At 61.9% G+C, this 25,344-nt stretch carries 20 protein-coding genes; 11 read left to right on the top strand and 9 right to left on the bottom strand.

Annotated elements, in window-relative coordinates; translation table 11 throughout:
• Positions 1–130: 130 nt before the first annotated feature.
• From ACEWE8_RS15560 to fdhA, 3 genes are all read left to right on the top strand, one after another.
• Complete coding sequence (locus ACEWE8_RS15560; protein WP_046787515.1) at positions 131–763, top strand: sarcosine oxidase subunit gamma; 633 nt, start codon at positions 131–133, stop codon at positions 761–763.
• 10 nt (positions 764–773) lie between these two features.
• The gene (purU, locus tag ACEWE8_RS15555) at positions 774–1,631 is read left to right on the top strand and encodes a formyltetrahydrofolate deformylase (protein ID WP_039603955.1); all 858 of its coding nucleotides are present in this window, start codon (positions 774–776) and stop codon (positions 1,629–1,631) included.
• A 273-nt stretch (positions 1,632–1,904) separates the two neighbouring features.
• Positions 1,905–3,104 carry a formaldehyde dehydrogenase, glutathione-independent gene (gene fdhA, locus ACEWE8_RS15550; protein ID WP_046787516.1) on the top strand — a complete coding sequence of 400 codons (1,200 nt, stop codon included), beginning with the start codon at positions 1,905–1,907 and terminating at the stop codon, positions 3,102–3,104.
• 45 nt (positions 3,105–3,149) lie between these two features.
• On the opposite strand, the gene ACEWE8_RS15545 is transcribed toward fdhA, so the two are convergent.
• Positions 3,150–4,040, bottom strand: a complete 891-nt coding sequence (locus ACEWE8_RS15545) for an RHS repeat-associated core domain-containing protein (RefSeq protein ID WP_189339974.1) — start codon at positions 4,038–4,040, stop codon at positions 3,150–3,152.
• 111 nt (positions 4,041–4,151) lie between these two features.
• Positions 4,152–5,033 carry an RHS repeat-associated core domain-containing protein gene (locus ACEWE8_RS15540; protein WP_080952174.1) on the bottom strand — a complete coding sequence of 294 codons (882 nt, stop codon included), beginning with the start codon at positions 5,031–5,033 and terminating at the stop codon, positions 4,152–4,154.
• Positions 5,034–5,442: 409 nt separating this feature from the next.
• On the opposite strand from ACEWE8_RS15540, the gene ACEWE8_RS15535 reads away from it, so the two are divergent.
• The 3 genes from ACEWE8_RS15535 (at position 5,443) to ACEWE8_RS15525 (ending at position 6,741) form a co-directional block, all read left to right on the top strand.
• Positions 5,443–5,691 (top strand): hypothetical protein, encoded by a 249-nt coding sequence (locus tag ACEWE8_RS15535; protein ID WP_046787518.1) that lies wholly within the window; start codon positions 5,443–5,445, stop codon positions 5,689–5,691.
• Between the two features lie 18 nt (positions 5,692–5,709).
• Positions 5,710–5,982 (top strand): DUF3077 domain-containing protein, encoded by a 273-nt coding sequence (locus ACEWE8_RS15530; protein WP_012316633.1) that lies wholly within the window; start codon positions 5,710–5,712, stop codon positions 5,980–5,982.
• 183 nt (positions 5,983–6,165) lie between these two features.
• Positions 6,166–6,741 carry a DUF2780 domain-containing protein gene (locus ACEWE8_RS15525; RefSeq protein ID WP_046787519.1) on the top strand — a complete coding sequence of 192 codons (576 nt, stop codon included), beginning with the start codon at positions 6,166–6,168 and terminating at the stop codon, positions 6,739–6,741.
• A gap of 67 nt (positions 6,742–6,808) precedes the next feature.
• Here the strand turns inward: ACEWE8_RS15525 and ACEWE8_RS15520 are convergent, their stop codons facing one another.
• Both ACEWE8_RS15520 and ACEWE8_RS15515 read right to left on the bottom strand, forming a co-directional pair.
• Entirely contained in the window at positions 6,809–7,702 is an 894-nt protein-coding gene (locus ACEWE8_RS15520; RefSeq protein ID WP_052750477.1) for an RHS repeat-associated core domain-containing protein, read from the bottom strand.
• Positions 7,703–7,905: 203 nt separating this feature from the next.
• The gene (locus ACEWE8_RS15515) at positions 7,906–8,793 is read right to left on the bottom strand and encodes an acyltransferase (RefSeq protein WP_046787520.1); all 888 of its coding nucleotides are present in this window, start codon (positions 8,791–8,793) and stop codon (positions 7,906–7,908) included.
• Between the two features lie 182 nt (positions 8,794–8,975).
• On the opposite strand from ACEWE8_RS15515, the gene ACEWE8_RS15510 reads away from it, so the two are divergent.
• From ACEWE8_RS15510 to creD, 4 genes are all read left to right on the top strand, one after another.
• Complete coding sequence (locus tag ACEWE8_RS15510; protein ID WP_012316630.1) at positions 8,976–9,476, top strand: ATP-dependent zinc protease; 501 nt, start codon at positions 8,976–8,978, stop codon at positions 9,474–9,476.
• A gap of 89 nt (positions 9,477–9,565) precedes the next feature.
• Positions 9,566–10,246 (top strand): two-component system response regulator CreB, encoded by a 681-nt coding sequence (creB, locus tag ACEWE8_RS15505; RefSeq protein WP_046787521.1) that lies wholly within the window; start codon positions 9,566–9,568, stop codon positions 10,244–10,246.
• Positions 10,246–11,679 (top strand): two-component system sensor histidine kinase CreC, encoded by a 1,434-nt coding sequence (gene creC / locus ACEWE8_RS15500; protein ID WP_046787522.1) that lies wholly within the window; start codon positions 10,246–10,248, stop codon positions 11,677–11,679. Before creB ends, creC begins: the two co-directional genes overlap by 1 nt.
• Before the next feature lie 108 nt (positions 11,680–11,787).
• Positions 11,788–13,116: a cell envelope integrity protein CreD gene (gene creD / locus ACEWE8_RS15495; RefSeq protein WP_046787523.1), complete on the top strand. Its 1,329-nt coding sequence runs from the start codon at positions 11,788–11,790 to the stop codon at positions 13,114–13,116.
• Between the two features lie 153 nt (positions 13,117–13,269).
• Here creD and ACEWE8_RS15490 read toward each other — a convergent pair whose 3' ends face one another.
• The 5 genes from ACEWE8_RS15490 to aceE form a co-directional block, all read right to left on the bottom strand.
• On the bottom strand, positions 13,270–13,893 hold the full coding sequence (locus ACEWE8_RS15490) for a glutathione S-transferase (RefSeq protein WP_046787524.1): 624 nt from the start codon (positions 13,891–13,893) through the stop codon (positions 13,270–13,272).
• Between the two features lie 3 nt (positions 13,894–13,896).
• Complete coding sequence (gene msrA / locus ACEWE8_RS15485) at positions 13,897–14,565, bottom strand: peptide-methionine (S)-S-oxide reductase MsrA (RefSeq protein ID WP_046787525.1); 669 nt, start codon at positions 14,563–14,565, stop codon at positions 13,897–13,899.
• A gap of 105 nt (positions 14,566–14,670) precedes the next feature.
• A complete protein-coding gene (locus tag ACEWE8_RS15480) occupies positions 14,671–17,361 on the bottom strand; it encodes a bifunctional diguanylate cyclase/phosphodiesterase (RefSeq protein WP_046787526.1) in 2,691 nt (896 codons plus the stop codon).
• Between the two features lie 260 nt (positions 17,362–17,621).
• On the bottom strand, positions 17,622–19,265 hold the full coding sequence (gene aceF / locus ACEWE8_RS15475) for a dihydrolipoyllysine-residue acetyltransferase (protein WP_281868238.1): 1,644 nt from the start codon (positions 19,263–19,265) through the stop codon (positions 17,622–17,624).
• Between the two features lie 13 nt (positions 19,266–19,278).
• Positions 19,279–21,924 carry a pyruvate dehydrogenase (acetyl-transferring), homodimeric type gene (aceE, locus tag ACEWE8_RS15470; RefSeq protein ID WP_012316622.1) on the bottom strand — a complete coding sequence of 882 codons (2,646 nt, stop codon included), beginning with the start codon at positions 21,922–21,924 and terminating at the stop codon, positions 19,279–19,281.
• Between the two features lie 383 nt (positions 21,925–22,307).
• Here aceE and glnE point away from each other — a divergent pair, with 383 nt between their 5' ends.
• Positions 22,308–25,241, top strand: coding sequence for a bifunctional [glutamate--ammonia ligase]-adenylyl-L-tyrosine phosphorylase/[glutamate--ammonia-ligase] adenylyltransferase (gene glnE / locus ACEWE8_RS15465; RefSeq protein WP_046787527.1), 2,934 nt, complete (start codon positions 22,308–22,310; stop codon positions 25,239–25,241).
• Positions 25,242–25,344 lie beyond the last annotated feature (103 nt).

Raw genomic sequence — 25,344 nt, 5'->3', positions numbered from 1 at the left:
CCCACAGGATCGATGCAGTTGTGAAGGTAGGTGCGGTCCCTGTGGGAGCCGGCTTGCCGGCGATGAGGCCGGCAAACACACCCTGCAAGCTGCGTCGTATCGACGACCAAGAATTCAAGGCAGGTAAGAAATGAGCGCTATCAACGTCTTCCAGCAAAACCCCGGCGCCGACGCCAAGGCTCAGTCGCCGCTGCACCACGCCGACCTGGCCAGCCTGGTTGGCAAGGGCCGCAAGAACGCAGGCGTAACCCTGCGTGAAAAGAAATTCCTCGGCCACCTGACCCTTCGTGGCAATGGCCACGACCCGGAGTTCGCCGCAGGCGTGCACAAGGCCCTTGGCCTGGAGCTGCCAGTGGCCCTGACCGTGGTCGCCAACAGCGACATGTCGCTGCAGTGGCTCGGCCCTGATGAGTGGCTGCTGATCGTCCCTGGCGGCCAGGAGTTCGCCGTCGAGCAAAAGCTGCGCGCGGCCCTTGAAGGCCAGCACATCCAGGTGGTCAACGTCAGCGGCGGGCAAAGCCTGCTGGAGCTGCGCGGCCCGCACGTGCGCGAAGTGCTGATGAAGTCCACCAGCTATGATGTTCACCCGAACAACTTCCCGGTCGGCAAGGCGGTGGGTACCGTGTTCGCCAAGTCGCAACTGGTGATTCGCCGCACGGCCGAGGACACCTGGGAGCTGGTGATTCGCCGCAGCTTCGCCGATTACTGGTGGCTGTGGCTGCAGGACGCTTCTGCCGAATACGGCCTGAGCATCGAAGCCTAAGGAGAGCAACATGAGTCGGGCACCGGATACCTGGATTCTCACCGCCGACTGCCCGAGCATGCTCGGCACCGTCGACGTGGTGACGCGTTACCTCTTCGAGCAGCGCTGCTACGTCACCGAGCACCACTCCTTCGATGACCGGCAGTCGGGGCGCTTTTTCATCCGCGTCGAGTTCCGCCAGCCGGACGATTTTGACGAGGTCGGTTTCCGTGCCGGCCTCGCCGAGCGCGGTGATGCGTTCGGCATGGCGTTCGAGCTGACCGCACCCAATCACCGCCCCAAGGTGGTGATCATGGTGTCCAAGGCTGACCACTGCCTGAACGATTTGCTCTATCGCCAGCGTATCGGGCAGTTGGGCATGGACGTGGTCGCGGTGGTGTCCAACCACCCCGACCTCGAGCCACTTGCCCACTGGCACAAGATTCCCTATTACCACTTCGCACTCGACCCCAACGACAAGGCCGGGCAAGAGCGCAAGGTGCTGCAGGTGATCGAAGAGACCGGCGCCGAGCTGGTTATCCTTGCCCGCTACATGCAGGTGCTGTCGCCTGAACTGTGCCGGCGTCTGGATGGCTGGGCGATCAATATCCATCACTCATTGTTGCCGGGGTTCAAGGGCGCCAAGCCTTATCACCAGGCGTACAACAAGGGTGTGAAGATGGTCGGCGCCACGGCGCACTACATCAACAACGACCTCGATGAAGGGCCGATCATCGCCCAGGGCGTCGAGGTGGTGGATCACAGCCATTACCCCGAGGACCTGATTGCCAAGGGGCGTGACATCGAATGCCTGACCCTGGCGCGGGCGGTCGGGTATCACATCGAGCGGCGGGTGTTTCTCAACGCCAATCGTACTGTCGTTCTCTGACCAATTCTGGGGCTGCTGCGCAGCCCTTTCGCGACACAAGGCCGCTCCTACAGGCGATTCGCGTCCCCTGTAGGAGCGGTCTTGTGTCGCGAAAGGGCCGCAAAGCGGCCCCCGCTTTTGGCCTGCCGTAAAAAGGCATCCCCCTGTCGTTTTCAGTCAGTGCCTTGCGCTCCATCAAGCCCACAATTCCCTGCATTCCAGCAACACATGTCGCCCATGGACGGCGGCGCTTCAACCAACGCTGCATAAATACAAATCAAGCGAGGTAAGAGCATGTCTGGCAATCGTGGAGTGGTGTACCTGGGCGCTGGCAAGGTCGAGGTGCAGAAGATCGACTACCCGAAGATGCAGGACCCGCGCGGCAAGAAGATCGAGCACGGCGTCATCCTCAAGGTGGTCTCCACCAACATCTGTGGCTCCGACCAGCACATGGTCCGCGGCCGCACCACTGCCCAGGTCGGCCTGGTCCTGGGCCACGAAATCACCGGTGAAATCGTCGAGATGGGGCGTGACGTCGAACGCCTGAAAATCGGCGACCTGGTGTCGGTGCCGTTCAATGTCGCCTGCGGCCGTTGCCGCTCCTGCAAAGAGATGCACACCGGTGTCTGCCTCACCGTCAACCCGGCCCGTGCCGGCGGTGCCTACGGTTATGTCGACATGGGCGACTGGACCGGCGGCCAGGCTGAATACGTGCTGGTACCGTATGCCGACTTCAACTTGCTGAAACTGCCGGATCGCGACAAGGCCATGGAGAAGATCCGTGACCTGACCTGCCTGTCCGACATCCTGCCAACCGGCTACCACGGTGCCGTGACTGCTGGCGTAGGCCCAGGCAGCACCGTTTACGTCGCAGGTGCTGGCCCGGTCGGCCTGGCTGCCGCCGCCTCTGCCCGCCTGCTGGGCGCTGCCTGCGTCATCGTCGGCGACCTCAACCCATTGCGCCTGGCACACGCCAAGTCCCAGGGCTTCGAAGTGGTCGACCTGTCCAAGGACACCCCGCTGCACGAGCAGATCGTCGACATCCTTGGCGAGCCGGAAGTGGACTGTGCCGTCGACGCCGTCGGCTTCGAGGCACGTGGTCACGGGCATGAAGGCGCCAAACATGAAGCACCGGCAACCGTGCTGAACTCGCTGATGCAGGTGACGCGCGTTGCCGGCAACATCGGTATCCCGGGCCTGTACGTGACCGAAGACCCAGGCGCGGTGGATGCTGCCGCCAAGATCGGCGCGCTGAGCATCCGCTTTGGCCTGGGCTGGGCGAAATCGCACAGCTTCCACACCGGCCAGACCCCGACCATGAAATACAACCGCCAATTGATGCAGGCGATCATGTGGGATCGCATCAATATCGCCGAGGTCGTAGGCGTGCAGGTGATCAGCCTGGATCAGGCGCCAGAAGGGTATGGCGAGTTCGATGCCGGGGTGCCGAAGAAGTTTGTGATTGACCCGCACAAGACGTTTAGCGCGGCATAATTTAAAAACAGAAAGCCCCACGAGAGTGGGGCTTTTTGCTATCCGTTAGTCCCAACGTGACGGAGCCTTTGGGAACTTATCAGTGGGCTCCCTGATTTCGCTAGCCTTGGAATGAAACCTCGACCGCTGTGATTCAAAAAAGCTTCTGGTGAACTGCGGCTGCTGGGGCACCGGGCTCACGCTGCGTGATCCTGCAGGTGAGCTATCCGTCGATGCTATTGGCGAGTCGGGCGTTGGCATTTTTGGGATTGTAGGGGTCGAATCCCGTCGGACCGCTGTTTCGCCCGACGTTAGTCCGGCTTCTTTATGAGCGGTGTGCCCTCCGGCTTGAGAAGAGGGTGTCAGCGAACTATTCGACGAACTTTTTGCTGTTGACGGACCGATATTCACGGCGATGTTCTTGCTAACCTTGAATATCTCGCCATTTGGGAGTTCAACCCGCCTCACTCTAGGCGGTGGATTAAAAACCCTTTTTGGCATATGCCCGCTTGAGTCGATGAAATTGACCGGGTCGCCTTCGCAATAGCAGTAAGCATTCAATCCACCCTGCCCGAATGGGCTCCAGCTGTCTGCAGCCAGGAAACGTCTCAGGCGCGGAGAATAGCTGCGGTATCCAAGCCCAAGTAGGTAGGAGGCCGCACCTGGCACGTAAGCTTCGCCATTGAAGCCAAGCGTTATTCGCATCGCGGGCAAGTTCGGATCATGCCCGTAGGCTGAAAAGTTGTGGCCTTCCAGGTCCTCCGTATCTTGAACGTTGAGAACGGAACCCTTGTCATCGGTTGCCAGCAACCCAGTGCCAACTGTTTCGCCGGTTTGAACCTCAGCCAAGGGCATGTCGTCATTGCGCAAGATGGCGCGTTGCTGGTTGCCCTGTTTTACGGTGACGAGCTTCCCGTTTTGGTAGAAGAAGAGAGAGCTGTTCGCGGGCTGATTCATGATTCGGTCACCTGTTGATCTAATTGTCGATTTTGGTTCTGGCGCTGGTCTGAGTTGTAATGATGGTTGATTTGGTGGGCGTGGCAGGCAAGCCATATTGTACGAGTGCTGTTATTCGTGGCGAATGTCGCGGGCAGTTTGGGACGGCCATACGTCTTGATTGGGCGGAGCCGAAGTAAAATGTGGCGCTGGCTCTAGCCTGTGTTTGGTAGTTAAATCTTGGATAAGCTGTTTTCTATTATTAAAAATTTCAAGTCTTTCTGAGAATAACTTAGCGGGTACAGTTGAGAGATCGTATGTATAAAAATCTCGGAGGTCGGATTGCTGCAGTTGCAAAAGGCCTTGACGGTCAAAGCGAGCTATCTGCTGTACGTATGGATTTGTTGAAGGTTCTTTTTGTTTTCTTGCCGTTTCCGCGGGGCTATTTTTTCGTGATGTTTCCTGTTCAACCGGAATGCGCTGCGATTTGGGCGTGCGACCAAAAAATTTGTTTTTGATGCCCTTGTAGAAACTTCTGAACGGCTTGAGAAAAACAGGTACGTGGCCGGAGGGGTCAACTTTCCCTACAGGGTCACCGTTACAATACATGTAAGAATTCAAGCCGCCCTCCGCGAAGGGGCTAAGGCCGTCAGGAGCATAGAAACGCATCAGAGCAGGGTCATAGGTGCGATATCCATTACCTAGCACGTAGTGTCCATATGGTGTCGGATGCTGGCCGTTGAACCGTAATATAGCGCGCGCGCTAGCGTTGGCAGCGTCGTGCCCATAAGCGGTATACACCAGTGGTTCTCGTTCTCCGTTGCAACTTCTACCCAGTACAGAGCCACTTTGGTCTATAGCTAGAAGGGCAGGGCCTCCCGCCAGTTTGATATCACTTTCTGCTAGTGGAGCCTCGCCGGTACGAAAGATCGCGTGCTGTTGCGCAGCTTGTTTGATGGTGATGAGCTTTCCATTCTGGTAGAAAAATTGTGCAGTATCCGCCTGCCTTTTCATTAAGGACCTCCCGGGACCATCACTAGTGCTGATTGGTACTACAGCAGGATATTGGTCGCGAGCGAGATCGGCGGCTACTGGCAAAAATGATAGGTATGCGGAAACTGCCCACGTAGCGATGGGTAATTTCCTACTTACTCGTTGAGGTAGTAGGAAATACCCTACGCATTCTGTCGACCGCCGTCTGATTGCCCCTGGAATCCTCACCCTCTAGCCTGTTCGAGTCGCTGAATGGCTCAGCGATCGGGCGTGGAAACCCGGTAGTCATGTGGAAGTTGTCGTTATGGCAGCTGTACGCGGGAGGTCTTCGGACCTGCCGGGTTTTCCACATGCCTGGTTTTCCACCCCGTGTACAGCTGCCGCCCAATGTGTGGAAACGAAGGGGGCAGCTCACAAATGTGGAGCTGTCATGAAAAAAATAGTCCCCGATCCACCCCGTCTCAAACTGTTCAACACCCTCTATTCCTCCATCCACCCCGAGCTGATCCCACCCGAGGCCTTGGCGGTCGCCAGCGAGATGCTGCTGGGTATTTCGGAAGTCGTCGGCGAGTATTGCCGCGCGCATACCGGCGAGCCGGGCGTGCACATGCTCACCAATGCCGTGCACAGCGCCGATACCGCACATGCGTTGATCGAGCATGCGCTTGAGCGCATGTGAAGGTTTGGGGGCAATACGATGAGTGAAGACACACACGCAAACATGACCGTTGGCGTCGAGACGTTCTGCGAGGCCGGTGACAAGCCCTGCCATATTTTCCGGGTGATGCCGGGCGTGCCGTTCGAGCACGCCTATGAACAGGTGTCGGTGCTGCTGGGGTACATCAAGCACCTGGTGCGCGAAGGTGATATGGAGGATGACCACAAGCTGCTCGGTGCGGCGGATTACCTGAGTGCATTTGCCAAGGCAATCATGGATGACATCGAAATTGCCCGGAACAGGGTGCGTTGATTACCTGAGGCTGGCAGTCGGGCTGCTGGGGCCGCTTTGCGGCCCTTTTGCGACACGAGGCCGCTCCTGCAGCTGAACGGGGGCTGATGCGGGCCTGCCCGATGCGCGGCCCGGAACAAACCTCTGAACACTCAGTCGAATGCCTCGTTTCCCAGGCCATTCCGGCCTACGAGGCCCCCCCCGATGAAAGCATTCACCCTGGCAACCCTGATGACCCTGGCCGCAAGCCCGGTGTTCGCCTTCAACCTCAGCGATGCCGCCAATGCTGTGTCGGCCGTGCAAAACCAGAATCAGCAAACCCAGGTGCAGGCGCCTGAGGCCCAGGCCAATCTGCTCAACACCCTGGGCAGCGAACTGAACATCACCCCGGAACAGGCCGTGGGCGGGGCAGGGGCGATGCTGGGGCTGGCGCGCAACAACCTGAGCAGTGACGACTACGGTCAGCTGACCCAGGCTGTGCCGGGGCTGGACTTGCTGTCTGGAGCCGCCATGTTGGGCGGGTTGAGTGGGCTGGGCGAAATGCTGGGCAAGAACAGCCAAAACCAGTCGGCATTGAGCAATGCATTGGGTAACAACGTTGAGAACCGCAGCGACCTGGACAATGCCTTCAAGGCGCTGGGGATGGATACCGGAATGATCGGCCAGTTTGCCCCGCTGATCCTGCAGTACCTTGGCCAGCAGGGTATCGCCGGGGCGCTGCTGCAGAACCTGGGTAGCCTCTGGACCACGCCGGCACCGGCGAGTACGCCTTCGGTCTGAACCCGCTCAGAGATGTCCATATGCAACCGTACCCCAGTAGATAGTTCGCGCAAGGCGGTCAGTGGGTTCATGCTTCCGGTATTTTGCTTCTCAGGCGATCGGCTGCATCGCGAAGGTCAAATAGCTGCTGACGCCTGTCCGCGATCTGATTGCCGATAAGCCTCAGTTTTCCTGCGCTTAGTTTCCCTGGTGGTCGTCTGGCCTGGTCCGATCTTCCGGAGTAGTAAAGCGCTCCTGCATAGTGCCGTTCTAGCTCAAGGAGTTGCCGGTAAACCTCACCCGCCTGTATCGTGATTTTCTTTCTCTGCTTGAATGTTTTTATCGGCGAATCAGAGGGTTTCGATATGAGTATCGGCGCCTCATCTTTATGAAAAGTGGTGACTTCAGTTGTGTCGAGGAATCTGACTTGACGTGTAGTGCGACGCTCACCAGGCGGTTTGGTTGGTGGTGATTGATTCAGGGTTCTGGCAGGCTGCTTTTTAAATGGTGGCGTCCTCAGCCAAGCTCTGGGCTTATGCCCCGTCGGGTCCGAATAGTTGGCCGGATCACCGCCACAATAACCATAGGCATTGACTCCGCCATCACCAAACGGACTCAGGCTGTCAGGCGCCTGGAAACGCCTCAGAATCGAGTTGTAAGCACGATACCCCTGACCCAGCAGATACGCCCCGGTAAGATGCTCACGGTATTCACCGTTAAAGCCCATACGGGGCGCAGTGGGTTCTGCGCGTGAGTCATGCCCATAGGCCGTGTAGGCATACACCCTTTGAGCCTGCCCGATGTGCATCTGCAGTAACGACTTCTGCACATCCGTCATCAACAACCGGGTTTCAGCTCCCAGGTTGTCGCTGCGCCGTTCAGCCAACGGCTGATCTGCTCCCCGCAGCAGCGTCAGACTGTTCATACCCTCAATCTCAACGGCGAGCTGTTCACGATGGTAGAAGTACAGGCGTTGATTCACGATGGAGGGCTCGTGCGGGGGCTGTGTTCAGTCCAGTCTCCCCGCCAGATGCATCTGCCACAACTGACAAAAATGCCAGGTAGACGGCACCGCCGTGCCGAGAATGGTTCTGAAGGCTAAGTCCGCCTCGGAGAAGTTCACCAGCCTGACCACAGTACTGTGTGGCCGGCTTGCCGGCGATAGGGGCTTTTCAGGCAAATGACTCAGGCCATCTCCCCACGCAACCGCTCTATCCGCTGATCCTTTTCCATCCACAACTGGTTCACCCAAGCCTGTACGGTCTGTCGGAATTGCGGATCATTCTCGTAATCCCCTGCCCACAACGCCGGGTCCAATTCACGCACCTGAATGTCGATGATCACCCGGCTGATGCTGCCGTTGAGCAGGTCCCAAAACCCCGGAGCCTTGTTGCCGGGGTAAACGATGGTCACGTCCAGCAGCGCATCCAGCTGCTCGCCCAGCGCCGCCAGCACGAACGCCACGCCGCCGGCCTTGGGCTTGAGCAGGTAACGGTATGGCGACTGCTGTGCCTGGCGTTTGGCCTTGGTGAAGCGGGTGCCTTCGAGGTAGTTGACCACAGTCACCGGCTGGCGCTTGAACAGTTCGCAGGCGGCTTTGGTGATTTCCAGGTCCTTGCCCTTGAGCTCGGGGTGCTTCTCCAGAAACGCCTTGCTGTAGCGCTTCATGAACGGGTAGTCCAGGCCCCACCAGGCCAGCCCCAGCAGCGGTACCCAGATCAGCTCCTTCTTGAGGAAAAACTTGAAGAACGGCGTGCGGCGGTTGAGGCTTTCGATCAGCGCAGGGATGTCTACCCAGGTCTGGTGGTTGCTCACGGCCAGGTAGGAGGTGTCCTTGCGCAGGCTCTCGACGCCGCGGATGTCCCATTGGGTAGGGATGCACAGGGCGAAAATGGCCTTGTCGATTTCCGACCAGGCTTCAGCGACCCACATTACGGCAGCGGAGGCATAATCACGCCACCGGCCCGGCAGCACCAGTTTGAGCAGGGCGAAGACCAGCAGCGGGCAGATCAGCACCACGGTGTTGAGCAGCAGCAGGATGGTCGTAAGAATGCCGGTCAGCAGGCGACGCATAGGGAAACTCTTGTTGTGGGATTTGAACGGGCGGCAATGATAAGCAGCGCCGCAGCCTACGCCAAATGTCCAATGCCCAGCGGCGCGGACAAATGTTTCACATTATGTTGTTTACCCTTGTGACAGCGAACCTATCCTGCTTGCACAGTCTAAGCACTGACCCCATTCAAGGAAGCCTGCCTGTGAAACCAATGCTAGCCCTGTTGTCGCTGTTGGCGCTGCCGGTAATGGCCGCAGAACCTACGCTTTACGGCCGTTATGAGAACATCTCCCTGCCTGAACTCGGCGAAACCCTGAAGGCCAAGATGGACACCGGGGCGTACACCGCTTCGCTGTCGGCCAAGGACATCGAGCGCTTCACGCGCGATGGCGAGGACTGGGTGCGCTTCCGCCTGGCGACCAAAGAGTCCGACGGCAAGGTGTACGAGCATAAGGTTTCGCGCATCAGCAAGATCAAGAACCGCGCCGACGAAGACGATGAAGGCGATGCGCCCGAGCTTTCGCGCAGGCCGGTAATCGACCTTGAGTTGTGCCTGGGGGATGAGAAGCGCACCGTGGAAGTGAACCTGGTCGACCGCAGCAGCTTCAACTATCCGTTGCTGGTGGGGGCCAAGGCGTTGCGCGAGTTCAAGGCTGCGGTAAACCCGGCCAAACGTTTCACTGCGGGCAAGCCTGACTGCTGATCCGCAGGGCGACGCGCTCCTACAGAGGATTGCGTCTTCATTCAAACTTGCCTATATGTCCAGCTTCGCTCTCAGCAAGGCCGGATGCCATGCCCCACATTCTCATCGTCGAAGACGAAGCCGCCATCGCCGATACCCTGATCTACGCCCTGCAGGCCGACGGCCACAGCACCGCGTGGGTGACCCTGGGCACCGCGGCCCTGGAGCAGCAGCGCCAGCGGCCGGCCGACCTGGTGATCCTCGACATCGGGCTGCCCGACATCAGTGGTTTTGACACCTGCCGCCAGCTACGCCGGTTCACCGAGGTGCCGGTCATGTTCCTCAGCGCCCGAGACGGTGAAATCGACCGGGTGGTAGGCCTGGAAATAGGCGCCGACGACTACGTGGTCAAACCCTTCAGCCCGCGGGAAGTGGCGGCTCGGGTGCGGGCGATCCTCAAGCGCATGGCGCCACGGGCCGCGCCACCCGCCGAAACGGCAGTGTTCCAGCTCGACACCCTGCGCATGCTGATCAGCTACCGCAGCCAGCCGCTGAGCCTGACCCGCCACGAATTCCGTTTGCTGCAATGCCTGCTGGAGCAACCGCAGCGTGTATTCAGCCGCGAACAGTTGCTCGATGCGCTGGGAGTGGCCTCCGACGTGGGTTACGAGCGCACCATCGACAGCCATATCAAGAGCCTGCGCGCCAAGCTGCGGCAGGTGGCTGCCCATGCCGAACCGATCCAGACCCACCGTGGGCTGGGTTACAGCTACAGCCCGGAACACGCCTGATGCGCCTGGGCATTCGGATCTTTCTGGTGTACTTCCTGTTCGTCGGCTTGGCGGGTTACTTCCTGCTCAATACGGTGCGCGAGCAGATTCGCCCCGTGGTACGCCAGTCTTCCGAGGAAACCCTGGTAGACACCGCCAACCTGCTGGCCGAGATCCTTCACGATGACGTCAAGGCCGGCACCCTTGCCCAGAGCCGCCTGCCTGAGGTGCTCAAGGCGTATGGCTTGCGCAGCCCCGGCGCGCAGATCTGGGGCCTGGCCAAAAACCAGGTCAGCCACCGCATCTACGTTACCGATGCCCAAGGCATCGTGCTGCTCGATTCCAGCGGCCAGGACCTGGGCAAGGACTATTCGCGCTGGAACGACGTGTACCTGACGCTGCGCGGCCAGTACGGTGCCCGTTCCACCCGCAGCGTCGAAGAGGATGAAAGCACCTCGGTGATGCACGTGGCCGCGCCGATCGTTGACCAGGGCAAGGTTATCGGCGTGGTCACCGTGGCCAAGCCCAACAGTTCACTGCAGCCGTACATCGACCGTTCCGAACAGCGTTTGCTTGGCCTGGGGTTGGGGCTGATCGGCATGGGCCTGTTGGTCGGCGCCGCGCTGTCCTGGTGGCTGGCCCGCTCCCTGCGCAGGCTGGCCCGCTATGCGCAGGCGGTCAGCGAAGGCCAGCGCGCCGCGCTGCCTTACTACAAGGGCGGTGAGCTGGCGCACCTGGCCAATGCGGTGGAACGCATGCGCACACAGCTTGAGGGCAAGGCGTATGTCGAACGCTACGTGCATACCCTGACCCACGAGTTGAAGAGCCCTTTGGCGGCTATCCGCGGTGCGTCTGAATTGCTCCAGGGTGATATGCCGGCCGAGCAGCGGGCGCGTTTTGCCGGCAACATCGAGCGCGAAAGCGAGCGGCTGCAGCAGATGATCGAGCGTTTGCTCAACCTGGCGCGGGTCGAGCAGATGCAGGCGCTGGAAGATGAGCAGCAGGTTGCCTTGGCGGCGTTGGTCGATGAGCTGCTGCTGGCGCATGCCGCCCGCATCGACGCAAGCGGCTTGCAGGTGCGCCAGCGGGTGCCGGCGGGGTTGTGGCTGCTGTGCGATCCGTTTCTCATGCGCCAGGCACTGGCCAACCTGCTCGACAATGCGCTGGACTTCACCCCGCCGGGCGGCGCGCTGCTGTTCGAGCTGGAGCGCGATGGCGAGCGTGTGGCGCTGAGCCTGTTCAATCAGGGGGAGGCGATACCCGCCTACGCCATCGGCCGGGTTGCCGAGCGTTTCTATTCGCTGCCGCGGCCGGGGAGTGGGCGCAAGAGTACCGGGCTGGGGCTGAACTTCGTGGCCGAGGTGATGCAACTGCATGGCGGGGCGCTGGCGGTGAGCAATGTCGATGGCGGGGTACGCGTCAGGCTTTGGCTGCCGGAGCGGCGCATCAGCTGAGGTTGTCGGGGCCGCTGCGTTGCCCCAAAAAACACCGAATCTCCACACAATCTCCCCAAGGCCTCCACGCAGGGCGCAGACACTGCGCCCACTGCCACAGGAGGCCCCATGAACAAGACTCTCGGTTTCAAGCTCGGCACCATTGCCCTGCTGATTTTGCTGTTGCTGATTCCCCTGTTGATGATCGACAACCTGATCGACGAGCGCCAGAACCTGCGCGACGGTGTGTTGCACGACATCGCCCGTAGCGCCAGTTTTGACCAGCAGATCAGTGGCCCGCTGCTGGTGGTGCCGTACCGCAAGGTGCAGCGCCGCTGGATCGACAAGGACGGCCAGAGTGTGCAGGAGACCAGCACTATCGCCGGCCACTTGTACTTCCTCCCGGAAACCTTCGATGCAGACCTAGGGGTGGACACCGAACTGCGTAAGCGGGGTATCTACCAGGCGCGGCTGTTCCATGCCCAAGGGCGTCTTTCGGGGCGTTTCCAGCTGCCGGAGCGCTGGGGCATCGACAAGGACTTCGATGACTACCGCTTCGACAAGCCGTTTCTGGTGGTTGGCATCAGCGACATCCGCGGCATTGAAAATGCCCTGGAACTCAACATCGATAACCAGCGCCTGGCGTTTGAAGCCGGTACCGGGCTGGACTGGCTGCGCAGTGGCGTGCACGTCGCGCTGCCGCAACTGGATGGCCAGCATGCCCGCGGGTTCAACTACGGTTTCGATCTGGCACTGCAAGGCACCGGGCAACTGCACCTGTTGCCAGTGGGCCGCACCAGCAGCGTGGACATGCGCGCCAACTGGCCGCACCCCAGCTTCGTTGGCAGTTACCTGCCCAACCGCCGCGAAATCGACGACAAAGGCTTCAGCGCGCACTGGCAGACGTCATTCTTCGCCACCAACCTCGAAGATGCCCTGCGCCAATGTGCCAGCGGCGGGCAGTGTGCGGAGTTCAGCGAGCGGACCTTCGGGGTAAGCTTCATCGACCCGGTGGACCAATACCTCAAGAGTGAGCGGGCGATCAAATACGCGTTGTTGTTCATCGCCCTGACCTTTGCCGGTTTCTTCCTGTTCGAGGTGCTGAAGAATCTCAGTGTGCACCCGGTGCAGTACATCCTGGTGGGGGTGGCCCTGGCGTTCTTCTACCTGCTGCTGCTTTCGTTGTCCGAGCACATCGGGTTTGGCCTGGCGTATGGCCTGTCGGCCTCGGCCTGCGTGTTGCTGCTCGGCTTCTACCTGAGCCACGTATTGCGCAGCCTGGTGCGTGGGGTGGGTTTTGCGGCGGGGTTGGCGGTGTTGTACGCGATGCTCTATGGGCTGCTCAGTGCCGAGGACTATGCGCTGTTGATGGGGTCGCTGCTGTGCTTTGGCTTGCTGGGTGTGTTCATGGTGCTGACCCGTCGCCTGGACTGGGCGCGGGTGGGGAGGGCGGCATGAGGGAGGACAGAGAGATCGGGCGGTGGCTGGCTCGCAGGATTGGGCAGTTGTTTCCTGTGATACCCCGCTGAGGCCGAGGGTTGCCTTGCGGCCCAATCGCCGGGAAGCCGGCTCCCTCCTTGTGGGGGGCGGCTTGCCGGCGATTGCGGTGTATCAGGTGTCGGGTGCTGTGGCGACCATCGACGGCCGCTTGGCCACCTCGGCATACCACGCTGCCAACCCGGGCTGGCGCTCACGCCAGCCAAAACCAGGCTGACGCAGGTCCAGGTACCCAAGCGCACAGGCCACGCCAATTGCGGCCAGATCAAAGCCGGATATCAGCTCTGCCAGGTGCTCCTGCTCCAGGTTGGCCAGGCTGCGGCGGATTTTCTCGCTCTGCGCTTCAAGCCAGCCGTCCCAGCGCTTGTCCTCAGGCCGCAGGACGCTCTCATAGCGGCTGGAAACCGCCGCATCCATGATCGCATCCGCCTGCGATACCAGCGTCATGCGCCGCCAGCGTGCCGAGCCCTCGCGCGGCAGCAACGGCAGGCCGACATGCTGCAGGTCGAGGTATTCGCAGATGACCCGGCTGTCATGCAGCACAGTGCCGTCTTCCAGGCGCAGGGCCGGGATCTTGCCGATCGGGTTGCCGTGGTTGAGCTGGTCGTCGCCGCTGACCGGGGTGATGTTCACCCCCTGCAGCGCAACGCGCTCAAGCTGCCCGGTTTCGTGCAGCACGACCATCACCTTGCGCACGAATGGCGACAGCGGTGAGTGGAACAGGGTCATCGTGCTCATGGCTCAGTTGCCTTGCAGGCTGGGTGGCAGGCACACGCCGGTGCCGCCGATACCGCAGTAGCCGTCCGGGTTCTTGGCCAGGTACTGCTGGTGGTAGGCCTCGGCGAAGTACACGGTCGGCGCCTGGTCGATTTCGGTGGTGATCTCGCCGTAACCGGCTTTGTTCAGCTCGGCCTGGAAGGCGTCGCGGCTGGCGTTGGCTTCTTCGAGCTGTTGTGGCGAGGTGCAGTAGATGGCCGAGCGGTACTGGGTGCCGACGTCGTTGCCTTGGCGCATGCCCTGGGTCGGGTTGTGCAGTTCCCAGAACATCGCCAGCAACTCGCGGTAGCTGACCTTGTCCTTGTCGAACACCACGAGTACCACTTCAGTGTGGCCGGTCAGGCCCGAGCAGACTTCTTCGTAGGTGGGGTTCGGGGTGAAGCCGCCCGCATAGCCGACCACGGTGCTGACCACGCCTTCACGCTGCCAGAAGCGGCGCTCGGCGCCCCAGAAGCAACCCAGGCCGAAGATGGCGAAGTCGATGCTGCCTTCAAAGAACGGGCCGAGCAGTGGAGTGTCTTTGAATACGTAGTGGAACTCGGGCAGGGACATTGGCGTTTCGCGGCCAGGCAGGGCCTGCTCCGCGGTTGGCATGACGTTTTTGTTCACCAGGATTTCCGAACGCAGGACCATGGCCGTTCCTCTGTGTTTTTCAGTTGGACAGGTGTTGGCCTCATCGCCGGCTTGCCGGCGATGAGGCCCGAATGGGTTCTATAGTGCCCGAGGATTACGCAGCTGTCAGGCCATTGGACCGCGCGGATAGCGCTTGAGTCTTTCGGCCAGCTCCCGCCCCGGGATCGGCCGGTCGAACAGATACCCCTGGCCCACATCGCAACGGTGCCGGCGCAGGAAGGCCAGCTGCTCGGGCGTCTCGATCCCTTCTGCCACCACCTTGAGCTTGAGGTTGTGAGCCATGGCCACCACCGCCGAGGTGATCTCCATGTCGTCCTGGTTGTCGGGGATTTCGTTGATGAAGCTGCGGTCGATCTTGATGATGTCGATCGGGAATTTCTTCAGGTAGCTCAGCGACGAATAACCGGTGCCGAAGTCATCCATGGCCAGGGTCAGGCCCAATGCCTTCAGTTCGTCGAGCTGACGGTGGGTGTCCTCGGTCGCTTCCAGCAGCAGGCCCTCGGTCAGCTCCAGCTCCAGCAGGTGCGCAGGCAGGGCTTCCTCGTGGAGGATCGAGGCGATCGAAGCCACTAGGTCGGGGTCGGAGAACTGCTTGGGCGACAGGTTGATGGCCACGTGCAGGTTGCCCATGCCGGCCTCGCGCAGTTGCTGGCTCATGCGGCACGACTGGCGTACCACCCACTTGCCGATGGGGATGATCAGGCCGGTTTCTTCCGCCACGCTGATGAACTGGTCCGGGCGGATCATGCCGCGCTCGGGGTGGTTCCAGCGCAGCAGTGCTTCCAGCCCCAGCAGGCGGCCGCTGCGCAGACACAGCTTGGGCTGGTAGAACACCTCCAGCTCGTTCTGGGTCAAGGCGCGGCGCAGGTTGTTCTCGACGAACAGCTTGTAGCTGGCTTCGGCATTGAGCACTTCGGTGAATACCTGCACCTGATGCTTGCCGTTGGCCTTGGCCTTGTGCAGGGCCAGGCCGGCATTCTTCATCAGGGTGGTCGGGTCACTGCCGTGCAGCGGCGCACAGGCCAGGCCAACCGAGGCGGTGACGTTGATCAGCTGGTTGTCGACGAACATCGGCTTGTCGAGGGTGCGCAGCAGTTGCTGGGCGACGCCCTGGCCGTCTTCCAGGCTGGTGTCGTCGAGCAGCACGGCGAATTCATTACTGGCAAAGCGGGCCAGCACGCCGCCAACGCTGAGGCTGTTGCGCAGGCGCCGGGCCAGGCTGATCAGCAGCTTGTCACCGGTCTGGTGGCCAAGGCTGTCGTTGATCCGCTTGAAGTTGTCGATGTCCACCAGCAGCAGGCAGATCGGGCTCTGGGCATCGCGGGCGAAGCGCTCGTCAAGGCTGCGGATGAACGCCGGGCGGTTGCCCAGGTTGGTCAGGTTGTCGGTGTAGGCCAGGCGCTCGATGCGTTGCTGGGCCAACTTGGTCTGGGTGACGTCTTCGTAGATGCCGATGTAATGGGTTAGCTCACGGTTGTCGCCATACACCTTGGAAATCGACAGCTGGCCCCAGTAGGGCTCAAGGTTCTTGCGCCGGCTTTTGAATTCGCCCTGCCAGCTGTTGCCCATGGCCAGGCTCGACGGGGTATCGAACAGCAGTTCGCTGAGGTTCTCCAGCGCGGGCAACTCTGCCAGGTGGTGGCCTTGCACCTCATCGGTGCTGTACTGGGTGATCGCGGTGAAGCTGGGGTTGACGTACTCCACCACGCCGTCGCGGTTCACCAGCAGGAAGGCGCTGGCGCTTTGCTCCACCGCACGTTGGAACAGGTGCAGGGCGCTGGCGGCGGTACGCCGGTTATGGTTGGTGATGACCTGGGCGAACTGGTCGGCCAACTCACCGGCAAAGGCGATTTCGTCCGACTGCCAGGCCCGCGGCTGGCCAGTCTGCTCCAGGCACAGCACACCAACCACCTGGCCATCGACGCGGATACTGGCATCGAGCATGGCATTGTTGTCGGCGTACAGGCTCTCGGCCAGTTCACGGGTGCGCGGGTCGTGGTTGGCGTTGTGGGCATCGATGGCGCGGCTGGCGTGCAGGGCGTCGAGGTAATCGGGGAAGCGGCTGGCATCGATCGCTTCGGGCAGGCGATGCACTTGCTCATTGCGCAACCAGGCGCTGATCGGCTCCAGGCGCTGGTCTTCCAGGTGCCAGATGCTGGCGCAGTCCACCTTGTAGATCTCGCAGGCGCTGCGGGTAATCAGTTGGGCGGCTTCGAGCAGCGAGTTTTCCGCGCTGTAGCGCTGGCGGGCGAGGCGCAGGATCAGGTCCTGCTGGCTGCGTACGCGCTCAAGGTGTTCCAACTGCTCCTGCTGGGCGCGCTGGTTGAGTTGCAGGGCAAGTTGCAGGCGGCTGTTACGCGATTCGAGGTCGTCGGCGTCCACTTCGACAGCGTCTTCAGGCTGGTCGTCGAGTACCGTCAGAAAGCCGCGTAACAGCTGGCGGTTGTGCTGCTTGTAGGCTTCACCCGCTTCGAGCAGACGCAGCGAGCGCGGCTGGGCGTGCAGGGTGTAGCGCACCCGATAGTAGCCGCGAGTGCTCAGTTGCCGCTGGATCTCGTCGTGCAGCCGGTAGCGGGCTTCAGGCTCCATCAGGCTGGCGTACGGCGAATCGATCAGCGCGCACAGCTGGGAGGCCGCCAGCCCGAACTGGCGTTCGCAGGCCGGGTCCAGGTAAAGCATTGCCCAGGTGGCTTCGTTGAGCCTTTCGAAACGCAGCATGCCGAGCCGTGAAGGCACGGGAAGCTGCGTGACGACCTCGGCCGCCACACGGCTGGCGGCATCGGGTTGGCTTTTCATCGAAGACTCGCTTGAAGAGGGTGACGCGGCCTGGGCGGCGGCGCATCTGGCAAGGTTGCATCATGTCCCGAAGGCTGGCAAGCGGCCATGAGGGATGTCATGTATATGTTTTCGGCTGCGGGGCGGGAATCCTTAGGGCTGCTGAAAAACGGGGGCCGCTGCAGGCAAAAAAAGCCCCGCCAATTGGCGGGGTTGAGGTACGAGCGTGGCAGCTCGAAAAGGGTACCTGCCCCCTTGAAGGAGGGCAGGCTGGCTGCGTGTTACAGCAGCATGGTGCGGATATCCGCCAGCACGTCGCCCAGGCGCTTGGTGAAGCGCGCGGCGGCTGCGCCGTTGATCACACGGTGATCGTAGGACAGCGACAGCGGCAACATCAGCTTGGGCTGGAAGGCCTTGCCATCCCAGACGGGCTGCATGGTTGCCTTGGACACACCGAGGATCGCCACTTCGGGCGCGTTGACGATCGGCGTGAAGCCGGTACCGCCAATGTGGCCGAGGCTGGAGATGGTGAAGCAGGCGCCCTGCATGTCGTCAGCCGACAGCTTCTTGGTGCGCGCCTTCTCGGCCAGGGCCGCGGCTTCGGCAGCCAGTTGCAGCAGGCTCTTCTGGTCGACGTTCTTGATCACAGGGACCAGCAGGCCGTCCGGGGTGTCCACGGCAAAGCCGATGTGCACGTACTTCTTGCGGATCACGGCTTTGCCGCTTGGCGCCAGCGAGCTGTTGAAGTCCGGCAGTTCCTTGAGCAGGAAGGCGCAGGCCTTGAGCAGCAGTGGCAGCACGGTCAGCTTGACGCCAGCCTTCTCGGCCACGGCCTTCTGCGCAACGCGGAAGGCTTCCAGCTCGGTGATGTCGGCGGAGTCGAACTGGGTCACGTGCGGCACGTTCAGCCAGCTGCGGTGCAGGTTGGCGGCACCGACCTGCATCAGGCGGGTCATTGCCACTTCTTCCACTTCACCGAACTTGCTGAAGTCCACCACCGGGATCGGCGGGATGCCGGCGCCGCCGGTCGCGCCAGCAGCTGCCGGTGCGTCCTTGGCCTTCTGCATGACCGACTTGACGTAGACCTGCACGTCTTCTTTCAGGATACGGCCGTGCGGACCGGTCGCGGTGACCGCGCCCAGCTCTACGCCGAACTCGCGGGCCAGCTGGCGAACAGCAGGGCCTGCGTGAACCTTGGCGTTGCTGCCGGCAGCCGGTGCGGTAGCGACCGGTGCCGGGGCAGCAGCTGGGGCAGCGGCAGCAGGCGCGGCGGCCGGAGCAGCCTCAGCCTTGGCCGGTGCAGCAGCGGCAGGCGCTGGCGCAGCAGCCGGGGCGGCGCCGGCGACTTCCAGCTTGATGATCAGGTCACCGGTGCCGACTTCGTCGTCCAGCTTGGCGATCACTTCCTTGACCACGCCAGCGGCGGGCGAAGGGATCTCCATGGAGGCCTTGTCAGACTCCAGGGTAATCAGCGACTGGTCGGCTTCGACGGTGTCGCCGACCTTGACCAGTACTTCGATGATCTTGGCCTTGCCCGACGAGCCGATGTCCGGCACGTGGATGTCCTGCACGCTGGCGGCAGCAGGGGCTGCAGCCGGCGCAGGGGCGGCTTCGGCAGCCGGCTTTTCGGCAGCAGCCGCAGCTGCGGCCGGGGCAGGTGCGGCGGCTGGCGCCTCGGGCGCCGCAGCGGCGCCCTCGGCTTCCAGGACCAGCAGCTCGTCGCCTTCTTTCAGGCGATCGCCCAGCTTGACCTTCAGTTCCTTGATGACACCGGCCTTGGGGGCCGGGATTTCCATGGAGGCCTTGTCGGACTCCAGGGTCAGCAGGCTCTGGTCAGCCTCGATACGGTCACCGACCTTGACGAACAGCTCGATGATTTCACCTTCACCGCTGCCGATGTCAGGTACGCGAATGAGTTCGCTCACTTAAAAATACTCCTCAGCAGTCCAGTGGGTTGCGCTTGTCCGGATCGATGCCGAACTTGACGATGGCGTCGGCCACCACCTTCGGTTCGATCTCGCCACGGTCAGCCAAGGCTTCCAGGGCAGCCAGCACCACGAAGTGGCGGTCGACTTCGAAGAAGTGACGCAGCTTCTTGCGGCTGTCGCTGCGACCGTAGCCATCGGTACCCAGGACTTTGAACTCTTTGCTCGGCACCCACTGGCGAATCTGTTCGGCGAACAGCTTCATGTAGTCGGTGGACGCGATGACCGGGCCTTTGCGACCGGCCAGGCACTCTTCGACGTAAGTCTGCTGAGGCTTCTGGCCAGGCTTGAGGCGGTTGGCGCGTTCCACGGCCAGGCCGTCGCGACGCAGCTCGTTGAAGCTGGTGACGCTCCACACGTCGGCACCGACGTTGAACTCTTCACGCAGGATCTTCGCGGCCTCGCGGACTTCGCGCAGGATGGTGCCGGAGCCCATCAGCTGAACGTGGTGCGCGGCTTCGCGGGTGTCTTCTTCGAGCAGGTACATGCCCTTGATGATGCCTTCCTCGACACCGGCCGGCATGGCTGGCTGCTGGTAGGATTCGTTCATCACGGTGATGTAGTAGAAGATGTCCTGCTGCTCTTCGGTCATCTTCTTCATGCCGTCCTGGATGATCACCGCCAGCTCGTAGCCGTAGGTCGGATCATAGGTGCGGCAGTTCGGGATGGTGCCCGCCATCATGTGGCTGTGACCGTCTTCGTGCTGCAGGCCTTCACCGTTGAGGGTGGTACGGCCGGCGGTACCGCCGATCAGGAAGCCACGGGTGCGGCTGTCGCCAGCGGCCCAGGCCAGGTCGCCGATACGCTGGAAGCCGAACATCGAGTAGAAGATGTAGAACGGCAGCATCGGCTGGTTGTGGCAGCTGTACGAGGTACCGGCAGCGATGAACGACGACATGGCGCCGGCTTCGTTGATGCCTTCCTCGAGGATCTGGCCCTTCTTGTCTTCGCGGTAGAACATCACCTGGTCTTTGTCGACTGGCTCGTAGAGCTGGCCGACCGACGAGTAGATACCCAGCTGGCGGAACATGCCTTCCATACCGAAGGTACGGGCTTCGTCCGGGATGATCGGCACGATGCGCTGGCCGATGTCCTTGTCCTTGACCAGCTGCGCGAGGATACGCACGAAGGCCATGGTGGTGGAGATTTCGCGGTCGCCCGAGCCGTCCAGGATCGCTTTCAGCGTTTCCAGGGGCGGGGTCGGCACGCTGAAGCTCTTGGCGCGGCGCTGCGGTACGAAGCCACCCAGGGCTGCGCGGCGCTCGGCCAGGTACTTGGCTTCGGCCGAACCTTCTTCGGGCTTGTAGAACGGCAGGCTTTCAAGGTCGGCATCCTTGACCGGGATGTCGAAGCGGTCACGGAAGTGGCGCAGGCTGTCGACGTCGACCTTCTTGGTGTTGTGCGCGGTGTTCTTGGCTTCGCCAGCACCGGTGCCGTAACCCTTGATGGTCTTGGCCAGGATGACAGTCGGTTGCTCTTTGTGGTTGACCGCCTGATGGTAGGCCGCATAGACCTTGTACGGGTCGTGACCGCCACGGTTGAGCTTCCAGATCTCGTCGTCGGACAGGTCTTCGACCATGGCCTTGAGCTCTGGCGTGTTGAAGAAGTTCTCACGAACGTACGCGCCGTCTTTGGCTTTGTAGTTCTGATACTCGCCGTCGATGACTTCGTCCATGCGGCGCTGCAGGGCACCGTTGGTGTCTTTGGCCAGCAGTGGGTCCCAGAAGCGGCCCCAGACGACTTTGTTGACGTTCCAGCCGCCGCCACGGAACACGCCTTCGAGTTCCTGGATGATCTTGCCGTTGCCGCGAACCGGGCCGTCGAGGCGCTGCAGGTTGCAGTTGATGACGAAGATCAGGTTGTCCAGCTTCTCGCGGCCTGCCAGGGCGATGGCACCGAGGGATTCCGGCTCGTCGCACTCGCCGTCGCCCATGAAGCACCAGACTTTTTGCTTGCCGGCCGGAATGAAACCACGGGCTTCCAGGTACTTCATGAAGCGCGCCTGGTAGATCGCCTGGATCGGGCCCAGGCCCATGGAAACGGTCGGGAACTGCCAGAAGTCAGGCATCAGCCATGGGTGCGGGTACGAAGACAGGCCTTTGCCGTCCACTTCCTGGCGGAAGTTGTTCATCTGCTCTTCGTTGATGCGGCCTTCCATGAAGGCACGGGCGTAAACGCCTGGCGAAGCGTGGCCCTGGAAGAAGATCAGGTCGCCGCCGTGTTCTTCGGTCGGGGCCTGGAAGAAGTAGTTGAAGCCGATGTCATACAGGGTGGCACTGGAGGCGAAGCTGGAGATGTGGCCGCCCAGGTCCGAATCCTTCAGGTTGGTGCGCATCACCATGGCCAGCGCGTTCCAACGCACCATCGAGCGAATGCGGCGTTCCATGAACAGGTCGCCAGGCATGCGTGCTTCGTGGGTGACAGGGATGGTGTTGCGGTATGGCGTGGTGATCGCGTATGGCAGCTGGGAGCCACTGCGGGTGGCCAGCTCGCCCATGCGGGTCATCAGGTAATGAGCGCGGTCTTCGCCTTCTTTGTCGAGGACCGACTCCAGGGCATCCAGCCATTCCTGGGTTTCGATTGGATCGAGGTCTTGCATGGCTTGCTCCAGGGCGGAAAGGCCACCAGAATCGGGGGCCTGAGTTTGCGACTGGCCTTATGGGCAGACGTCGTGAATTCTTGGATTACCGGAGTGTGACCCGGCGGCGTGTAGTTTTACTACATTTGCTTTCGCATTTCATGCTTTTGCACGGTCGGGGTAGTAGTAAAACTACACAAATGCGACGTTTGGTCGCACCTTGGCTTGTGAGGAAAAACGTTCATGTTGGTTGGCGTTGTGCTGCGAGCGGGTGATTCTTGATGTTTCATGCCAATGATTCGTTTTTTTCAGCTATTTCCAACTTTTGTACGACAGTCCAACCGGGGTCCGGTTTCCTCGTGGCCGCTTTTTACTCTCACTTTCACGCCGATCAAGGATAGACCATGCGCCTGCCTTTGCCGCTCGAACTGCCTGCCTCCCTGCAACCGCTGGTCGCCCGTAATCGGCAGTTTCTGCTCGATGCCCTGAGCAGCCACCCGGCGCTCGATCCGACCGCCTGGAGCCCGGCTCACCAGCACCAGTTCGACCAGGTGGCCGCCGCCAGCGACTTCGTGCTCGGCCTGGCCCAGCGTGAGCCGGCGATGCTGTTTGCCCTGCTGGCCAGCGGCGAGATGGACCGCCGGTATGCGCCGGGCGAGCTGCGTGGGCAGATCGCGGCAGCGGCCCAGGCGGCGTCGAGTGAAGAAGAGCTGGCACGCAACCTGCGCCGCGAGCGCAACCGCCAGCAGTTGCGCATCATCTGGCGTGATATCACCCGCCAGGCCGAACTGGGCGAGACCTGTCGCGACCTGTCCGACCTTGCTGACGCGGCGATCGACGAAGCTTATCAATGGCTGTACCCGCGCCACTGCCAGCAGTTCGGTACGCCGATCGGCAACCGCAGCGGTGAACCGCAGCATATGGTGGTGCTGGGCATGGGCAAGCTGGGGGCGGTCGAGCTCAACCTGTCATCGGATATCGACCTGATCTTCGCCTTCCCTGAAGGCGGTGAGACCGAAGGGGTCAAGCGCTCGCTGGACAATCAGGAGTTCTTCACCCGCCTGGGTCAGCGCCTGATCAAGGCGCTCGACCCGGTCACCGTCGATGGCTTCGTGTTCCGCGTCGACATGCGCCTGCGCCCCTACGGCTCGGCCGGTTCGCTGGTGCTCAGCTTCAATGCCCTGGAGCAGTACTACCAAGACCAAGGCCGCGACTGGGAACGCTACGCGATGATCAAGGCGCGGGTGGTGGCCGGCGACCAGGCGGCAGGCGCGCAACTGCAGGAGATGCTGCGCCCGTTCGTGTACCGGCGTTACCTGGATTTCTCGGCGATCGAAGCGCTGCGTACCATGAAGCAGCTGATCCAGCAGGAGGTGCGGCGCAAGGGCATGTCCGAGAACATCAAGCTTGGCGCCGGTGGCATCCGTGAAGTGGAGTTCATCGCCCAGGCCTTCCAGCTGATCCATGGCGGGCGTGACCTGAGCCTGCAGCAGCGGCCATTGCTGAAAGTGCTGGCGACCCTGGAGGGCCAAGGCTACCTGCCGCCGGCGGTGGTGGCGGAGCTGCGTGAAGGGTATGAGTTCCTGCGCTATACCGAGCATGCCATCCAGGCCATTGCCGACCGCCAGACACAGATGCTGCCTGATGACGAGACCGACCGTGAGCGCGTGGCCTATATGCTCGGCTTTAGCGGCTGGCAGAGCTTCCACGACCAGTTGATGCACTGGCGCGGCCGTGTCGATTGGCACTTCCGCCAGGTCATCGCCGACCCGGATGAAGAAGAAGGCGAGGGTGACCTGGTGGTTGGCGGTGAGTGGTCGCCCTTGTGGGAGCAGGCGCAGGATGAGGAGGCCGCCGGCCGTCAGCTGGAAGAGGCCGGCTTCAAGCAGCCCGCCGAAGCCTTGCGCAGGCTGGCGGGGCTGCGTGCCAGCCCACAGTTGCGTTCTATGCAGCGCATCGGCCGTGAGCGTCTGGATGCCTTCATCCCGCGTCTGCTGGCCCAGGCGGTTGAGCATGACAACCCGGACCTGGTGCTGGAACGTGTACTGCCGCTGGTCGAAGCTGTGGCGCGGCGGTCGGCCTACCTGGTGCTGCTGACTGAAAACCCGGGGGCCTTGCGCCGCCTGCTGACCCTGTGTGCCGCCAGCCCGTGGATCGCCGAGCAGATCGCCCGTTACCCATTGCTGCTCGATGAGTTGCTCAATGAAGGCCGCTTGTTCAGCCCGCCGCTGGCGCCGGAGCTGGCCGCCGAGCTGCGCGAGCGGCTGACGCGCATCCCCGAGGACGATCTTGAACAACAGATGGAGGCCTTGCGCCACTTCAAGCTGGCCCACAGCCTGCGCGTGGCAGCCTCCGAAATCAGCGGCAACCTGCCGTTGATGAAAGTCAGCGATTACCTGACCTGGCTGGCCGAAGCCATTCTCGACCAGGTGCTGGCGCTGGCCTGGCGCCAGACCGTGGCGCGCCACGGCCAGCCCAAGCGCAGCGACGGCAGCCTGTGCGACCCGGGCTTCATCATCCTCGGCTACGGCAAGGTGGGTGGCCTTGAACTGGGCCATGGCTCGGACCTGGACCTGGTGTTCATCCACGACGGCGACCCGCAGGCGGAAACCGATGGCGCCAAGCCGATCGACAGCGCGCAGTTCTTCACGCGCCTGGGCCAGCGCATCATCCATTTGCTGACCACGCAAACCAACTCCGGCCAGCTTTATGACGTCGACATGCGCCTGCGGCCATCGGGCGCAGCGGGGCTGCTGGTCAGCTCGCTGGGCGCGTTCGAGCGCTACCAGCAGAACGAAGCCTGGACCTGGGAGCATCAGGCTCTGGTGCGCGCCCGCGTGCTGGTGGGCTGCAAGCAGGTGGCGGCAGCGTTCGAGGGTGTGCGCGCCAAGGTTCTGGGCCAGGCCCGTGACCTGGACAAGCTGCGCAGCGAGGTCAGCGAAATGCGCGCCAAGATGCGTGACAACCTCGGCACCAAGGCCACCGCCGCGGGCACTGCGGCCAATGCCTTCGATGCAGGCGTGGCGTTCGATATCAAGCAGGATGCCGGCGGTATCGTCGATATCGAATTTATGGTGCAATACGCCGCTTTGGCCTGGTCCCACGACCATCCGGCCATACTGCGCTGGACCGATAACATTCGCATTCTGGAAGAGCTGGAGCAGGCGGGCTTGATGCCGGCCAGCGATGCGGTGTTGTTGCGTGAAGTGTACAAGGCGTTTCGCTCAGCCTCGCACCGCCAGGCCCTGCAGAAGCAGGCCGGGGTGATCGATGCGGCGCAGTTTGCCGATGAGCGTCGCGAGGTGCGGCGGATCTGGGGTGAACTGGGATTGGCATGAGATTGTTGGGGCCGCTTTGCGGCCCTTTCGCGGCGCAAGGCCGCTCCACAGGGGCCTAAAGGCCGATGTTCCACCACCGGTGTTACACTGTCCGCCACATAGC

Source organism: Pseudomonas sp. TR47 (genome assembly GCF_044143025.1).
Classification (GTDB): domain Bacteria; phylum Pseudomonadota; class Gammaproteobacteria; order Pseudomonadales; family Pseudomonadaceae; genus Aquipseudomonas; species Aquipseudomonas putida_E.
Note: the sequence above shows the minus strand (reverse complement) of the source record. Positions and strands in the feature narration are given on the sequence as shown.

What these genes read in the sequence shown, in the direction of transcription:
- ACEWE8_RS15560 (WP_046787515.1), top strand. Translation starts at nt 131, where the DNA reads ATGAGCGCTATCAACGTCTTCCAGCAAAACCCCGGCGCCGACGCCAAG.
- purU (WP_039603955.1), top strand. Translation starts at nt 774, where the DNA reads ATGAGTCGGGCACCGGATACCTGGATTCTCACCGCCGACTGCCCGAGC.
- fdhA (WP_046787516.1), top strand. Translation starts at nt 1,905, where the DNA reads ATGTCTGGCAATCGTGGAGTGGTGTACCTGGGCGCTGGCAAGGTCGAG.
- ACEWE8_RS15545 (WP_189339974.1), bottom strand. Translation starts at nt 4,040, where the DNA reads ATGAATCAGCCCGCGAACAGCTCTCTCTTCTTCTACCAAAACGGGAAG.
- ACEWE8_RS15540 (WP_080952174.1), bottom strand. Translation starts at nt 5,033, where the DNA reads ATGAAAAGGCAGGCGGATACTGCACAATTTTTCTACCAGAATGGAAAG.
- ACEWE8_RS15535 (WP_046787518.1), top strand. Translation starts at nt 5,443, where the DNA reads ATGAAAAAAATAGTCCCCGATCCACCCCGTCTCAAACTGTTCAACACC.
- ACEWE8_RS15530 (WP_012316633.1), top strand. Translation starts at nt 5,710, where the DNA reads ATGAGTGAAGACACACACGCAAACATGACCGTTGGCGTCGAGACGTTC.
- ACEWE8_RS15525 (WP_046787519.1), top strand. Translation starts at nt 6,166, where the DNA reads ATGAAAGCATTCACCCTGGCAACCCTGATGACCCTGGCCGCAAGCCCG.
- ACEWE8_RS15515 (WP_046787520.1), bottom strand. Translation starts at nt 8,793, where the DNA reads ATGCGTCGCCTGCTGACCGGCATTCTTACGACCATCCTGCTGCTGCTC.
- creB (WP_046787521.1), top strand. Translation starts at nt 9,566, where the DNA reads ATGCCCCACATTCTCATCGTCGAAGACGAAGCCGCCATCGCCGATACC.
- creC (WP_046787522.1), top strand. Translation starts at nt 10,246, where the DNA reads ATGCGCCTGGGCATTCGGATCTTTCTGGTGTACTTCCTGTTCGTCGGC.
- creD (WP_046787523.1), top strand. Translation starts at nt 11,788, where the DNA reads ATGAACAAGACTCTCGGTTTCAAGCTCGGCACCATTGCCCTGCTGATT.
- ACEWE8_RS15490 (WP_046787524.1), bottom strand. Translation starts at nt 13,893, where the DNA reads ATGAGCACGATGACCCTGTTCCACTCACCGCTGTCGCCATTCGTGCGC.
- msrA (WP_046787525.1), bottom strand. Translation starts at nt 14,565, where the DNA reads ATGGTCCTGCGTTCGGAAATCCTGGTGAACAAAAACGTCATGCCAACC.
- ACEWE8_RS15480 (WP_046787526.1), bottom strand. Translation starts at nt 17,361, where the DNA reads ATGAAAAGCCAACCCGATGCCGCCAGCCGTGTGGCGGCCGAGGTCGTC.
- aceE (WP_012316622.1), bottom strand. Translation starts at nt 21,924, where the DNA reads ATGCAAGACCTCGATCCAATCGAAACCCAGGAATGGCTGGATGCCCTG.
- glnE (WP_046787527.1), top strand. Translation starts at nt 22,308, where the DNA reads ATGCGCCTGCCTTTGCCGCTCGAACTGCCTGCCTCCCTGCAACCGCTG.